Below are 14,560 nucleotides of genomic sequence, written 5' to 3' on the forward strand. Positions count from 1 at the left end.
GCCCTCCTTGCTTTTATGTGCCAGAATGGCTGCAAATAATTATAGGTGCAGGGATAGAGCATGTTTAGGTTAGTTATGAAGTCCACCTTGGCGGTAAGCTTATTCTTTGCCAACGCGTGTGTTGCGGCCACTGATTTTGCGCATTTAAGTCAAACCCACGAATTATTACCACCAACAACGCCTTGGCAAGGTAGTAGCGAATCCTTATTCCAACCCCAGCACCCCTTAGCCACGGCCTTTGAGCTTAGCCAAGGGTTAACCAGCCCAAACTATCAACAGACTATGGCTTACCTAGATAAGTTAATGGCGCAATCATCCCAAATTAACAAGATAAGCTTAGGTAAAAGCCCGCAGGGGCGCGATATCTGGATGTATGTAGTCTCTAAGGAGGGCGCTGATAATGCCGCCGCCCTAAGGTCCAATCGCAAACCTAGCCTGTTAGTGCAAGCTGGCATTCACTCAGGGGAAATTGACGGTAAAGATGCGGGCATGATGTTAATTCGAGACATAATCACAGGCCCGAAGGCGCACCTGCTCGATAATGCCAATTTGCTATTTATTCCCATATTTAATGTCGATGGCCATGAGCGCCAAGGGCAATTTAATCGCGTTAATCAGCGCGGCCCTGAGATTAGCGGCTGGCGCACTACGGCTCAAAATCTCAATTTAAACCGCGATTACGCCAAGAGCGACAGCGCTGAAATGCAGGCATTATTGCCAGCCATTCATCTGTGGCAACCGTCGTTATATTTAGATGTGCATGTCACTGATGGTATCGACTATCAATATGACATCACCTTTGGCTATAACCTCAAACAAGGCTTAAGCCCAAGCATTAATACTTGGTTTGATAGTGAATATCGCCCCGCGGTGGAGATGAGCCTCAGCCAACATGGCCACATTCCAGGCCCCTTAGTCTTTGCCATTGATAACCGAGATATCAGCCAAGGCATGAGCCACTGGAATCCAGAACCGAGATTTTCAAATGGTTATGGTGATGCGCGCCATTTGCCTACTGTGTTAGTCGAAAACCACAGCTTAAAGCCTTATCGCCAGCGCGTATTAGGCACCTATGTACTGTTAGAGCAAAGTTTGCAGACCTTAGCCGCTAAGCAAGCCTCGCTGAAAGCTGCCATCACTAAAGATCAGAATCGTTACCCAAGCTTAGTGACCTTAAGCTGGATTGATGAAGCACAGCCACAGAGTTGGAATTTTAAAGGCATAGATTATCGAGTTGAAACCAGCGCTATTAGCGGTGATAAAGTGGTGCGCTGGACGGGCGAGCCCAAGCTTTATGAGAACCTTAAGCTCATAGGTAATACCCGCAGCGATAAACAAACTCGGCGACCATCAGCCTATTATGTGTTGCCGCAATGGACCGAAGTCATAGCTAGACTGCAAATTCACGGCATAGACATGAGCCCACTCATGGGTGAAAGCAAACTCAAATTGCAGCAATACACTTTTACTAATCGCCAATTTGGCGACAAAGACTATGAAGGTAGGCAACGAGTTAGCACTACCAGTCGCTTAAAAGACATTAATGCGACTCTGCCTAAAGGCACAATGAAGATTAGTACTCGCCAGCCACTTGGCGATTTAGCGATATTACTGCTGGAACCCGACTCCCCGGATTCGTTATTGCAATGGGGATTCTTTAATCCGATTTTCACTCGCACTGAATATATGGAAGATTATGCCGTTGAGCCATTAGCCCAGCAAATGCTCAAAGATAATCCGCAGTTACAAAAAGAATTTGATACTGCGCTCCAAGATAAAGCGTTTGCGGCCGACCCTAAGGCGCGGCTTGCTTGGTTTTATGGGCGCAGCCCTTATGCTGATGCCCAGTATCAAGTGTACCCAGTGTTAAGAGCTAAATAGCCTGACTGCCACATAGTGGCGCAGACGTTTGATTGGATGCTGTTAAATCAAAGCATTAATGAAGGGCAAACGCTGCGCCACACGCCGCCATCAGTGATGGTAATAAGTCAATGAAGCAACGAATGAGACAACAAGAGACGGCTAACCATTGCTGATTGAAGAGACGGCAGAATTGAGGGCGCTATCAATTAACGCTAACTTTTGCTGACGTTTAAGCTTTTTAACGGCGATTTCTCGGCGCAGCGCATCGCCATGACTGCCGACCACTTCTTGATAAACTAAGGTCAGCGGCCCTTTACCACGCAGAAAGCGCGCCGTTTTTGGAGAGTTAGCTTGATGCTCACTGAACCTGCGCGCGACATCGAGCGTGATGCCAGTGTAAAGCTGACCAGCATGGCACTGCACTATGTATAAATACCACATTCGAGCCAGTGTTTCAGCGCCCATGCATTTCTTCCTTAACTATCGGCAATCCATCTGTAAGTTATTAATAAATTTAAATTTTCTCACTCGCCGCTCTTGGCCATACTAGCGCTACCAACTAGCCCATAGCACTGGCGCAAGCCATAACGGCCTATTCCATAAAAGCTTATAGATTAAAGCAAATACTTAAATAGCTAATACATGGCAAAGTTTGGCTAAGCATGGTGACGGCGCACTTACTGCGAATGCGAGGTTAAGGATTTTACACTGGGTATTGTTGGCTTTAAATAAACAAAGAGCCTAGTTTAGGCTCTTTGTTATGGATTTAAGCTTAAATCGCTGCTGGACTCATGATGCTAGCGCTTGCTTGCGTTGCCATAGCATCGAGCTCTTTATCAATGAAGAATAAGGCTTTGCCGTCTTCACCCACTAAAATGATGCGATCGACAATCGATTTAAACAGCTTTTCTTCTTCGTGCTGCTCGGCCACATACCACTGTAAAAAGTGGAAGGTGGAGTAGTCTTGGGTTATAAAGGCTGTATGCGCTAACTCGTTAATCTTGCAGGTAATTAACTGTTCATGCTCTAAGGTTTGCTGCATTAATTGCAGGAGCGACTGGTAGTGATGGGCAGGAGCGGCAATGGCGCCAATTAACGGTACGCCTCCAGTTTCGCTCACATAAGTAAACAAGCGGCGCATGTGCTGCATTTCTTCATCAGCATGGCTACGCATAAATTTGGCGGCGCCTTCAAAGCCCTTGTCTTCGCACCAGGCGCTCATCTGTAAATACAAATTAGAGGAATAAAATTCCATGTTAATTTGCTCATTTAACTTGTCGATCATTGCACTTGCTAACATAACACTTCCCTTTAACGACACAGATTCTTGTGAGTTATTGTGCCAACCTAAGCTCAAATTGCAACCACTGATAAAATTAACATATTGATTTAAAATAATAATTAATCTTATTCGCCACTAACCATTAATACGATTGGCTTAAGTGCACACTTTTCACGGATATCTGCGCACAATTCATGATCATCCTAGGCTACCGTGGCATAATATTGCCAATTTTTACAGCCCAGAGAACTTCCTATGTCAAGCCGCCATGACCCATGTAGCCAACCAGGTTTGCTTCATCCTGACGCCGCAATTCCTTTATTGTTGGAACAAGTCAATGCTATTACTGCAACCGAAGTGGTATTACTGCCTCAGGCCTTAGGTCGGGTACTGGCTGAAGATCTGGTTTCTGCCATTGATTTGCCTCCATTTGCTAATTCCGCTATGGATGGCTTTGCCTTTCGCCATCAAGACTGGCAAGCAGGCCAAGCTCTGACCTTAATCGGGCAATCATTTGCAGGCCACCCTTACCTTGGCGATTATCAGTCCGGCACTTGTATCCGCATTATGACTGGCGCGCCAGTGCCTGCGGGTTACGATAGCGTGCAGATGCAAGAACTCGCGCAAGTCAATGGCGATCAAGTGCTACTTGAGGCGGTTAAAGAGTTGGGCGAAAACGTGCGCCAGCGCGGTGAAGAACTCAGCCAAGGCACCAAAGTTTTACATAAAGGCTGCCACATAGGCCCCGCCGAAATGGGCGTACTCGCGACCATAGGCATTTCTCAGCTTAAAGTGCTGCGCCGCCTTAAAGTGGCGTTTTTCTCTACTGGCGATGAGCTTATGCCTGTAGGTAGTGAGTTAGGTCATGGTCAAATTTATGATTCTAATCGTTATTCTCTCCAAGGTTTACTGTGCCGCGCCGGTGTTGACGCTATTGATTTAGGCGTGATTAAAGATGATCCAGAAGCCATTCGCGAAGCCTTTATCAATGCGGCCAGCAAGGCAGATTTAGTGTTAACCTCAGGCGGCGTGTCTGTGGGCGAAGCCGATTACACTAAGCAAATTTTGGATGAAGAAGGCCAAATTACTTTCTGGAAACTCGCCATTAAACCCGGTAAGCCTTTTGCCTTTGGTCATATTGCCAAAGCAATTTTCTGCGGGCTGCCAGGTAATCCTGTATCTTCCATGGTGACTTTTTACAAGATAGTGGTGCCTGTTCTAAATAAATTACAAGGCTTACCACAAACGCCACCAGTGCGAATTAAGGCCTCGCTGCAACAAGCGATTCGCAAGCAAACGGGGCGAGTTGAATATCAGCGCGGTATTTTAAGCACTAGCGCCGATGGCGTTGCCACGGTTGCCACCACTGGCAGCCAAGGTTCAGGCATGCTCACCTCTATGACCCTTGCCAACTGCTTTATAGTGCTTGAGCAAATGCAAGGGGACACGCCAGCAGGCAGTGAAGTGTTAGTTGAGCCTTTTAATTACCTATTGGATTAATCCCCATGTCGCACCATGAAGAAATCCTTAGCGATGCTGAAATGCTAAGGTATAGCCGCCAAATTTCGATTAAATCGATTGATCTTGATGGCCAAGAAAAGATTAAGCAAGCCAAGGTGTTGATGATAGGCGCAGGTGGTTTAGGCTGCACGGCCAGCCAATACTTAGTGGTTGCTGGTATTGGCGAGCTCACCTTAGTGGATTTTGATACGGTTGAGCTATCAAACTTACAACGCCAAGTGCTGCATCAAGACCACAACATTGGCCAAGCCAAGGTGAATTCTGCCAAACAAAGCTTAGAGCAACTCAATCCTTATACGCGCATAGTGACAATGCAAGCCGTTCTCGATGATGAGCAAATGCAGCAACTGATAGCTAAGCACGACATAGTGGTGGATTGCACAGATAATGTGGCGGTGCGCGAGCAATTAAACCTCGGCTGCTATCGACATAAAGTGCCGTTAGTGTCAGCCGCCGCGATTCGCATGGAAGGCTTAATCACAATCTTTGACTATCAAGACCATACACCATGCTATCAGTGCTTTAGCCAACTGTTTGGCGAGCAGCAATTAACGTGTGTGGAATCAGGCATATTAGCCCCTGTGGTTGGCCTAGTGGGCTGCCTACAAGCCACAGAAACCATTAAGCTGATTACCGGCATAGGTCGCAGCTTAAGTGGCCGCCTGTTAATGATAGATGCCATGACCATGGAATTTAGAGAAATGAAATTACTGGCGCAGCCCACTTGCCCAGTATGTAGTTCGCACTAACTGCCAAGCTTGATGACCAAACTTCCATTTAAAAACCGCCATTAGGCGGTTTTTAAAACTACTTATGCTTTGGCCAGCTTAACGCCTCAGGCGCTTGCCATGGGCTTAACACTGGAGCCAACACTTCTTCGCTAAACCACTCGCCACTTGTGGGCAGCGCGGCAAACTGACAATCGCGGCCATTAAAACAAAAGCGCAATTGCCAAGCGTGTAAGTAACCGCGATCACTATCATCGCCGCCATAAAGCTTATCCCCTAAAATAGGCACAGCTAATGAGGCTAAAGCCACGCGCAATTGATGGGTCTTGCCACTTAAAGGCTTAAGCAAATATAGCCGCTTACCCGCAACTAAAGATTGCGAGAAAAATTGGGTAATTGCTGGGTTTTCTTTGGTGCGCAATAACTTGTATTGGCTGCGGCGCGATTTGGCCATATCACCAATTACACTGCCCTGCTTTTTCACTGGCTTGCTACCGGCGATGGCTAGGTAATATTTCTGCACTTGATGCTGACTAAAAAGCTCACCAAATTGCTGCGCAGCCAGCAAGGTCTTAGCAAAAATCAATAAGCCTGAGGTAATGGTATCGAGTCGATGGACTGGATATAAGTCCATACCCAAATCCAAAGCTAATTGCGCGGCAACGCCAGCATGGCCGTCTTGAGAGTGAAAATGTACGCCTGCGGCTTTATTGATCACCACAAACTCTGGCTCATTGGCCACGATTTGATACATAACTGTCTTAGTCGTTAAAATCGAATGCTTACTATCAAGCCGGGATGGTTGTCAGTGAGTTCGATAATGGCATGGTGGCGCGATAGTATCGCTTTTACCATCGACAGTCCAAGACCAGTGCCAACATGATGTCGACTAGGGTCTAAGCGCACTAAGCGATCAAACACTTTATCTTTGGCTTCATCAGGAATGCCAGGGCCGTTATCGCAAATCTGAATAAGATTGCCTTGCTGAATAATTTCAATGCGCTCGCCATCACCAGCATATTTAATGGCGTTATCGACCAAGTTAAATAAGGCAGTAAATAGCAGGTATTTATCAGCCTTAATGCTGTAATCATCGCCGCCAATAAAACTTAAGGTTTGATCTCTATCTTCTGCCACGGCTTGCGCCATATCGAGCAAATCGGCGCATAACTCATGCAAGTTTAATGGCTGCAATTCTAGTTGTTGCTGGCCTTCTTCAATGCGAGTGATAGATAACATGGCATTGAACGTCGCTAAACAGTTATCTAATTCTTCCAGCAATATGGCGCTGTCTTCCGCGATATTATTGGTGTCTGTCGTCGCTAGCTTCTCAATCCCAATGCGGATATGAGATAGCGGCGTGCGTAGGTCATGGGCGATATTATCGGTCACCCCCCGCACTGCCAATAAGTTGCGCTCAAAGGCATCGAGCACAGTATTAAACTGATTAGCTAATACATCAATCTCATCGCACTGCCGACTGATAGGTAAGCGCTTATCATACTGACCTTGCTGGATTTTCTGGCTGATTTTATTGTATTGCACTAAGCGCATGAGTAAGGCTTTAGAAAATAAATAGCCAGCGGCCAAGGTCACGACAATAGTAAACATTACAGCCCAAGTGGCGGCATTTAAAAACTTATTGATTAAGGTCGCCAGCTGGTCGGTGCGGCTCGCAATCAAGACATCGCCATAGCGCGTCTTCAGCAAACCACCGCGATAGATATTCAGCTTTTCATGACCTAAGGTCAAGATAGGAAACTCGCGAGTTTCAGGCAGAAAGGGTAAGTGTTCCGGCAAAAATGATAAGGCGCCGCGCGTAACATCACCGTCTTCCCACGCCACTAAAATGCCATTGGGATCGGGCGCACTCACTTGAATCGCAAAATTTTGGCGATTCACAGTATCAGCCAACTCTTGATAGCGCTGATACTCGCTTTGGAGGTGAAATTCCAACTGATGTTGCTGCTCTATCACCAGTTGGCGATACAGCGAAAATAACAAGGTGCCAATAATGATCGTCACAAGCGAAGTAAATATGATAGTAATTCGCCACACACTGCTGTGGTAAGGACGGATATTTTTCATGTCACCTAGTTATCTTTTAATGATGATGAAAACAAGAAGCGGCCGAAGCCGCAACCAAGCTTAGTGGCGATGACGTAAGCGATAACCGGCGCCACGCACAGTTTCAATCAACTCGCCATGGCCATATTCTTCAAACTTACGACGCAGCTTAGCAATATGTACATCAATCACATTGGTGCGGGGATCGAAGTGATAATCCCATACTGCTTCAAACAATAAGGTGCGGCTAATCACTTGATTAACATGCTCCATCAGATACTTAAGCAACTGGAACTCTTTTGGTTGCAGCATCAGCTCATTGCCATCTAAGGTCACTTCGCGAGTCAGCAATTCCATTTCTAATGGGCCGACTTTCAAATCTGTCATCACTTGAATGGTTTGACCGCGCTGCATCAATTTTTCGGCGCGCACTAACAGCTCAGAGAAGGCAAATGGCTTAGTCATGTAATCATCGCCGCCGGCACGCAGGCCTTTAACGCGCTCATCTACATGGCTTAGTGCCGACAAAATCAGCACAGGAGTTTGACTGCCAGTCGCACGCAGCGCGGCTAACAGTTTTAGGCCGTCAAGTTGCGGTAACATGCGGTCTAACAAAATAAGTTCGTAATGGCCTGTGGTTGCCATTAATAACCCCTGATGGCCATCAGACGCAGTTTCGATATTATACCCTTGCTCCTGAAACCCTTTAACTATGTAATCTAGGGTGGTGGCATCATCTTCTACTAATAATATTTTCATGCAAATTCCTCAGTGCCGGGTCAGTAATGGGATTGGCTGCATTCGATCGATATCAAATGCCTGCGTCTGCGCCTTACTGCCATTTAAAATAGTAAATTCGAGATAATTAATGCCAAGATCATTATCGAGCTTCATGTAGATCAATTTACCAGTATTTTTACCTATGGCTGAAGTGAGTAACTGCTTCATTTTATGGTTGCTAGCAACCAGTGAATTGGCCGCTCGGTATTCCGCCATATCTTTTGCTTGTAGTTTACTGGTGAATTTATGCAGCACTTGGCCAGTTTCGGCATTAACTATAAATTCTGTGTGTGATTTATCTTTGGTGTCAACTAGCTCAATCTGGTAAACCAAACCCTTATCTTCAAGGCGGGTCTCAAACTCAGACACCACCCCTGGGGATAATTGGGCGACCTCAGCTATCACAGTTAATGGCGCGCGCACATCACTCTGATTCAGTGACTTATATAAATTAGCATCGGCTAGCGCACCTAAACTCAATGTGGGTAATAGCAAGCCTAAGCCATAAAGCCAAGGTTTCATGGTCTCTCCGATTGTCGAGCTAAATAGTCTCAATCCAGAATATCTGAATTGCACCAAGAATAGAAAAATTTAACACTAGGCAGTAACGACAATGGCAACGAGGAGGAGCTATTTGCCATGGTTTAACTCATTAAACAATGGCAAATATAAATTAAGAATCAACTACTTAACACTTTTAGTATTGTTAACAGGAACCAAAGTGATAGTTTCAACGTCGACTTCTTGACTACCAATATCGCTGTCCACTTCACCCACTAAAGTCACAGGTGTGGTCGCGTCAATGTCAAGTTCACGTAACAATTTATCATCAATATCCACTTGTACTTGACCAGTTTCATCTTCAAACAAGTAATTGTCATCACCGAGATCCTGAATAAGATAACCTGTGATTTCCACATTAACCTTATCATCAGCTGACGCGGCAGTTTTCGCATCCGTCACTTTAGCGGTAGCACCTGGGCCAGTATAAGCTGCCATTGCAGGCAAGGATAAACAACTGCCAAGCACTAATGCGATACTCAATTTCTTTAACATTTTTGAAGCCTCCGTTAGATAAACTTCATTGAGTGTAGCTAAATGAGGATGGACTGCATATGTGGGTGGATATTAACTTTAAATCATTAGTTAAATTATGCTGAAATAATAACTAATTGAGCACCAAATGATGGTGAACACCAGATTAACTCTAGATCATTTAACAACATCATCCCCAAGAATGTGAACTTGATCCGACTTTAATGCCACCTCAGTTTCAACATTGACCGCTAATTGTAACTTTTCAAGCAAATGCAGCGGGATTTCAGCATTCAAAATACCATCAACCCCATGAATACTGGCCTGAAGGCGCGCGGACTCGCCCATCAACAACACGCTAGTAATTTTGACGGTTAATTTGTTAAAACTGCGGCACAAGCGCCCCTGACTAATAGAGTTAAAGCGAATGCCGGCATTAGGAATGACCCATAATACCGATTGCCCAACCTCTAACCCTGCCGTGCCTTCACAGGCTATCTGCTGATTACCCAATCTTAACCAACTGAGATTGTTGCCTTTATCTATGACGGTGACTTGTGACGTAAACATATTGCGCAGTCCCATTTGCCGCGCAACTATGGCAGTTTTTGGCCGAGATAATACTTCCCGCGGCGCCCCTTGCTGCAGCATTTGCCCTTGACTAATGAGCACCATGTGATCGGCCAGCAATAAGGCTTCATTAAGGTCATGCGTTACCATGATCACAGGTAACGCGAGCTGTGACTTTAGCCGCGCTAACTCTAAATACAAGCGCTCGCGCGTCTCTCTATCAACCGCCGAAAAAGGCTCATCAAGCAGTAAAATATTAGGTTCACGGGCTAAGGCGCGCGCTAACGCTACGCGCTGCTTTTGGCCGCCCGATAACTGGCTCGGTAATCTCTCGGGTAAACCATCAAGGTTGACCCGCTCTAACCAATCTAAAGCGCGCTGACGGCGCCCTTCTTTAGGCAAATGATCAAGGCCAGACATCACATTCTCAAGCACAGTGAGATTGGGAAATAAGCCAAAATGCTGCGGTACATAGCCGATATGACGCTGCTGCGGGCTTAATTGCACCCCAAGCTTGGCGTCACTCCACGGGGTATCGCCAAAATAAATCTGGCTCGAACCTGCAGCGCCAAGACCGGCAATCATGCGCAGCAAGGTAGTTTTACCGCCGCCAGAGGGGCCAACAACCGCTAAGATCTCGCCAGCTTTACAGCTAAATTCAGCTTGCAGCGGAATGGGGCTGGTTTGGGAAATAACACAATGCAAATCAGCGGCGTTCACTATACTGAGCTCCCAAGCGTCGCGATAAACTGGTGGTAATAATTAAGGCGCTAATGGCAAATAGCAGTAGTACTAGCGACATCATGCCGGCCGCATCAAAATCAAAGCCTTGCACACTGTCATAAATGGCAATGGATATGGTTTTGGTTTCGCCAGCAATATTGCCGCCCATCATCAAGACCACGCCAAATTCACCCAAAACGTGCGAAAAACACAGTACCAGCGCAGTTAATACCCCTGGCCAAATTAGCGGTAATTCGATGCGCCAAAATGTGCGCCAACGGCTCATGCCGCAGCAAGATGCGGCGTCGCGCAGTTCCGGCGGAATACTTTCAAATGCCCGCTGAATGGGCTGCACCGCAAAAGGTATGTTCACTATGATGGAAGCGACAACTAGGCCAGAAAAATGAAACACCAGCGCCTGACCAAACCAAGATTCAATCAATTGCCCTATCCAGCTCTGATTACCTAACCCCACCAGCAAGTAGTAGCCGATAACAGTCGGTGGCAGTACTAAGGGCACCATGATTAAGGCTTCAACTGCTGACTTACCGTTAAAATGTCGATACGCCAATAAGCGCCCTGCACCTATCGCCAGCGGCACCAATATCAGCACTGTGACTGCGGCCAGCTTGACCGATAGCCATAAGGCGGTCCAATCCATGATTAAAGCTTTCCTGACTCTGGCACGGCAAAGCCATAATGTTTGAAAATAGTCTGCGCCTTATCGGACAAGATAAACTGATAAAACGCCTTAGCGGTATCGCCAGCATTAGGCAGCAAACTCATGTATTGAGTGAGTGGCTGATGATCGCTTTCGGGTAATTCCAGAATATTGGCTTTAGCGGCAAATTGCGGCGCTTTGGTCAGTGACAAGGCGACAATGCCAGCTTGGGTGGAGCCACTAATGGCAAACTGCGCCGCTTGTGAGGCGTTTTCACCTAAGATGAGAAACGGCTCCATCGGCTGCCATAAGCCATAATGCTCCAGCACTTCTTGGGCGCGCTCGCCATAAGGAGCGTGCTCAGGATTAGCGATAGTAAAACGCTTGATTTGACCTTCAGCCAGCGCTTGTTTAATCCCTTGTAATTCTGGGTCTAAACCTATTGGGCTATTTTTAGGCGTCACTAAGGCGAGCTTACCGCTGGCGTATAATTGCGGCGCCGTAATAGCAACTCCGTCTTGGTTTAGTTGTTGTAGATATTTGTGATCGGCGCTCAGAAATAATTCAAATGGAGCGCCGTGGCGAATTTGCGCCACAAAGTTACCCGATGACCCATAAGAAATTCGCACTTGCTGGCCAGTTTGCTGCTGAAATTCAGCGGCTATTTCATCAAGCGCAAACTTGATATTGGCAGCGGCAGCAATCGCAGGTGGCTGCGCCCATGCGCTCGGCGCCAACAACCCCATAACAACTAACACTAAGCTAGCACGCAAGCCTCGGCACATTTGATCCCAAATATTCATACATCATCCTAATTTTGTTGCCACATACTCGCGGCTTGCTCGTCGCTATCGCGAGCTTCAACCCACTGTTGTTGGTCGCCCTTGCCTTCTAACTTCCAAAAAGGCGCTTTGGTCTTAAGGAAATCAATCAAGAACTCACAAGCCGCAAACGCGGCCTTGCGATGGGCACTAGTGACCCCGATAAATACGATTTGCTCACCTAGCCCCATGGTGCCAACACGGTGAATGATGGTGATTTTATTAAGCGGCCAGCGCGCTCTTGCATCAGCCTCTAACTGATTAAGCACGGCCTCTGTCATGCCAGGATAGTGCTCTAAGGTCAGATCGCTCACTTCACTGCCATCATTAAAATCGCGCACCTTGCCAATGAAATTAACCACAGCGCCATCGCTATTATCATTGGCTAATAAGGCATATTCAGCGGCAACATCAAAATCTTGCTGTTGAACTCGGATCATAACTTAGCCTCCGGTCACTGGCGGGAAGAAGGCGACTTCATCACCTGCCGCCACTGCACTTGACCACTGACTCATGGTTTGATTAACAGCAACCAGCAATTTATCTGAACCTAACACTTGAGCCCATTTGGCATCTTGCGCCGCTAAATGCGCTCGCAGTTGCTCAGCCGTGGTGATGCCTTCACTTGGTACTTGGATTGAGGCTACGCCTAACAGCTCGCGCACTTGGGCAAAAAACAAAACATTAATCATGAGATTACACCTTGAAATGGCCAGACTTGCCGCCACGTTTTTCTAATAAGCGTACTTGAGATATCACCATATCTTTTTGTACCGCCTTACACATGTCATAAATGGTTAATGCCGCGACAGACGCTGCAGTTAATGCTTCCATCTCAACCCCAGTTTTGCCGGATAACTTGCATAAGCTAGTGATCTTAACGCGGTTATGGGCAGGCTCTGCTTCCAATTCCACTTCGACCTTAGTCAGCATTAATGGATGGCATAATGGGATAAGATCTGAAGTCTTTTTAGCGGCCTGAATACCGGCAATACGCGCAGTGGCAAACACATCACCTTTATGGTGGCTGCCACTCATGATCATGGCTAAGGTTTCTGGTGCCATTTCAATATAAGCTTCGGCGCGAGCTTCACGCTCAGTCACTTGCTTATCAGTAACATCGACCATATGGGCATTGCCATCGGCATTAATGTGGGTGAATCCTGTGGTCATAAACATACCTTTTTCAATCTAAGTGAGTCCGCAGATGAGTATTGCTGACAATATTAATGCGGCACAAAATTACTGCGGCGATGGCAGCTAAGCGTTACTACAGAGTGTTGATAGTGATAACGCCGCGCTAGCCTCGTCAACGACGAGTACTAGTATTAGCCGCCAATAGAAGCCAGATGCTGAGTCACGCCAGTTAAGCCATCATGCAATAAATGGGTTTGCTTCTTTTGCACTAATTGCTGCTGTAAGCGCTCAATCAGTTCAGGGCGCCGCTCTGGTGTCTGCAATAAGTCGCGCAGTTCAACCCCAGATTCAGTAAATAGGCAAAGGTGCAATTTACCCATGGCCGATACCCGCAAACGGTTACAGCTTGCGCAGAAGTTTTGCGCATAAGGCATGATAAGACCAATGCGGCCTTGGTAATCTGGATGACTAAAGTTTTGCGCTGGGCCATCATCTGGCGCAGGCATATCGTAGTGCCAACCATTGGCAAGCAGATACTGCTTGATATCAGCACCGGCTAAATGATGGGCTTGAAAGTAATCGCGACCTAAACCCGTTTCCATCAGTTCGATAAAACGTAAGTCGATAGGAGAGTGCTTAATCCAAGCTAAAAAGCGGGGCAAGTCTTTATCATTAAGATCTTTAAGCAATACAGCATTGACTTTAACGCGCTCAAAACCGGCAGTTAAGGCTGCATCTATTCCACGCATCACAGTATCAAATTTGTTCTCGCCTGTAATTTGATAAAACATGCGCGGATCTAAGCTATCTACCGAGACATTAATGCGTCTAAGACCGGCATCAAACCATTCTTGAGCATGCTGCTCGAGGCGATAACCGTTAGTGGTAGTGGCAATTGTCTTGATGTTAGGTTCAGCGGCAACCACTCGAATAATGTCAGTAAAATCTTTGCGCAGTGATGGCTCACCGCCAGTGATACGAATTTTTTGAGTGCCAACAGCCCCAAACGCGCCCACGAGGTTGCTAATTTCGTTCAAAGAAAGAAATTTAGGCTTGCCGTCGGGACGATACCCATCGGGAAGGCAATAAGTGCATTTGAAATTGCACACGTCAGTCACTGACATCCGCAAATAGTGAAATTTACGACCGTAGCTGTCTTGAAGCTGGGACATGTTAACCTTTCCAAGTGTGGGAGGTGAGTGCATTTCTTTACTCACCACGGTGGCAAAATTACCACGGCAATCTGTCCGTATCTGTAGTGACGTAGGACAAAAAGCTCGGAGAACCGTCAATAGCCCATTATAGCCAAACTCCGAGTTTCAATCCCATGCCCCTGTACCAAATTTTCAAATAAGCTCGTTAAAAATGGCTA

16 protein-coding genes, 1 pseudogene and 1 riboswitch are annotated in these 14,560 nt (G+C 46.6%); of the genes and pseudogenes, 3 read left to right on the forward strand and 14 right to left on the reverse strand.

Annotated features, from left to right (window positions below; genetic code table 11):
• The first annotated feature begins 60 nt into the window (after positions 1-60).
• Positions 61-1,881: a M14 family metallopeptidase gene (locus AC1HDP_RS12360; protein WP_479639001.1), complete on the forward strand. Its 1,821-nt coding sequence runs from the start codon at positions 61-63 to the stop codon at positions 1,879-1,881.
• Between the two features lie 141 nt (positions 1,882-2,022).
• Here AC1HDP_RS12360 and AC1HDP_RS12365 read toward each other — a convergent pair.
• Positions 2,023-2,304, reverse strand: a pseudogene (locus AC1HDP_RS12365) (GIY-YIG nuclease family protein); the annotation flags it as partial.
• Between the two features lie 331 nt (positions 2,305-2,635).
• The gene (gene ftnA, locus AC1HDP_RS12370) at positions 2,636-3,163 is read right to left on the reverse strand and encodes a non-heme ferritin (protein WP_479639002.1); all 528 of its coding nucleotides are present in this window, start codon (positions 3,161-3,163) and stop codon (positions 2,636-2,638) included.
• A 237-nt stretch (positions 3,164-3,400) separates the two neighbouring features.
• Between ftnA and moeA the strand changes: the two genes are divergently transcribed.
• Both moeA and moeB read left to right on the forward strand, forming a co-directional pair.
• Positions 3,401-4,645, forward strand: coding sequence for a molybdopterin molybdotransferase MoeA (gene moeA, locus AC1HDP_RS12375; RefSeq protein WP_479639003.1), 1,245 nt, complete (start codon positions 3,401-3,403; stop codon positions 4,643-4,645).
• Between the two features lie 5 nt (positions 4,646-4,650).
• Positions 4,651-5,415, forward strand: coding sequence for a molybdopterin-synthase adenylyltransferase MoeB (gene moeB, locus AC1HDP_RS12380; protein ID WP_479639004.1), 765 nt, complete (start codon positions 4,651-4,653; stop codon positions 5,413-5,415).
• Between the two features lie 58 nt (positions 5,416-5,473).
• Here the strand turns inward: moeB and AC1HDP_RS12385 are convergent, their stop codons facing one another.
• The 12 genes from AC1HDP_RS12385 to moaA form a co-directional block, all read right to left on the reverse strand.
• On the reverse strand, positions 5,474-6,148 hold the full coding sequence (locus AC1HDP_RS12385) for a TIGR01621 family pseudouridine synthase (RefSeq protein WP_479639005.1): 675 nt from the start codon (positions 6,146-6,148) through the stop codon (positions 5,474-5,476).
• 14 nt (positions 6,149-6,162) lie between these two features.
• Entirely contained in the window at positions 6,163-7,419 is a 1,257-nt protein-coding gene (locus tag AC1HDP_RS12390; RefSeq protein ID WP_479639884.1) for a sensor histidine kinase, read from the reverse strand.
• A 123-nt stretch (positions 7,420-7,542) separates the two neighbouring features.
• On the reverse strand, positions 7,543-8,220 hold the full coding sequence (locus tag AC1HDP_RS12395) for a response regulator transcription factor (RefSeq protein ID WP_479639006.1): 678 nt from the start codon (positions 8,218-8,220) through the stop codon (positions 7,543-7,545).
• 9 nt (positions 8,221-8,229) lie between these two features.
• The gene (locus AC1HDP_RS12400) at positions 8,230-8,763 is read right to left on the reverse strand and encodes a PepSY domain-containing protein (RefSeq protein WP_479639007.1); all 534 of its coding nucleotides are present in this window, start codon (positions 8,761-8,763) and stop codon (positions 8,230-8,232) included.
• Positions 8,764-8,925: 162 nt separating this feature from the next.
• Complete coding sequence (locus AC1HDP_RS12405; RefSeq protein ID WP_479639008.1) at positions 8,926-9,297, reverse strand: NirD/YgiW/YdeI family stress tolerance protein; 372 nt, start codon at positions 9,295-9,297, stop codon at positions 8,926-8,928.
• A gap of 156 nt (positions 9,298-9,453) precedes the next feature.
• Positions 9,454-10,569, reverse strand: a complete 1,116-nt coding sequence (locus tag AC1HDP_RS12410) for an ABC transporter ATP-binding protein (RefSeq protein WP_479639885.1) — start codon at positions 10,567-10,569, stop codon at positions 9,454-9,456.
• Positions 10,553-11,230: a molybdate ABC transporter permease subunit gene (gene modB / locus AC1HDP_RS12415; RefSeq protein ID WP_140930082.1), complete on the reverse strand. Its 678-nt coding sequence runs from the start codon at positions 11,228-11,230 to the stop codon at positions 10,553-10,555. The genes AC1HDP_RS12410 and modB overlap by 17 nt, the downstream gene beginning before the upstream one ends.
• 2 nt (positions 11,231-11,232) lie before the next feature.
• Positions 11,233-11,976: a molybdate ABC transporter substrate-binding protein gene (gene modA / locus AC1HDP_RS12420; RefSeq protein WP_479639886.1), complete on the reverse strand. Its 744-nt coding sequence runs from the start codon at positions 11,974-11,976 to the stop codon at positions 11,233-11,235.
• A 65-nt stretch (positions 11,977-12,041) separates the two neighbouring features.
• Positions 12,042-12,491 carry a molybdopterin synthase catalytic subunit MoaE gene (gene moaE, locus AC1HDP_RS12425; RefSeq protein WP_479639009.1) on the reverse strand — a complete coding sequence of 150 codons (450 nt, stop codon included), beginning with the start codon at positions 12,489-12,491 and terminating at the stop codon, positions 12,042-12,044.
• Between the two features lie 3 nt (positions 12,492-12,494).
• Complete coding sequence (gene moaD, locus AC1HDP_RS12430; RefSeq protein ID WP_479639010.1) at positions 12,495-12,743, reverse strand: molybdopterin synthase sulfur carrier subunit; 249 nt, start codon at positions 12,741-12,743, stop codon at positions 12,495-12,497.
• A 4-nt stretch (positions 12,744-12,747) separates the two neighbouring features.
• Positions 12,748-13,224: a cyclic pyranopterin monophosphate synthase MoaC gene (moaC, locus tag AC1HDP_RS12435; protein WP_479639011.1), complete on the reverse strand. Its 477-nt coding sequence runs from the start codon at positions 13,222-13,224 to the stop codon at positions 12,748-12,750.
• Positions 13,225-13,379: 155 nt separating this feature from the next.
• Positions 13,380-14,360 (reverse strand): GTP 3',8-cyclase MoaA, encoded by a 981-nt coding sequence (gene moaA, locus AC1HDP_RS12440; RefSeq protein WP_479639012.1) that lies wholly within the window; start codon positions 14,358-14,360, stop codon positions 13,380-13,382.
• A riboswitch (molybdenum cofactor riboswitch) is annotated at positions 14,348-14,483 on the reverse strand. Its footprint overlaps the gene before it by 13 nt.
• Between the last annotated feature and the right edge of the window lie 77 nt (positions 14,484-14,560).

Source organism: Shewanella sp. ISS20 (genome assembly GCF_056522965.1).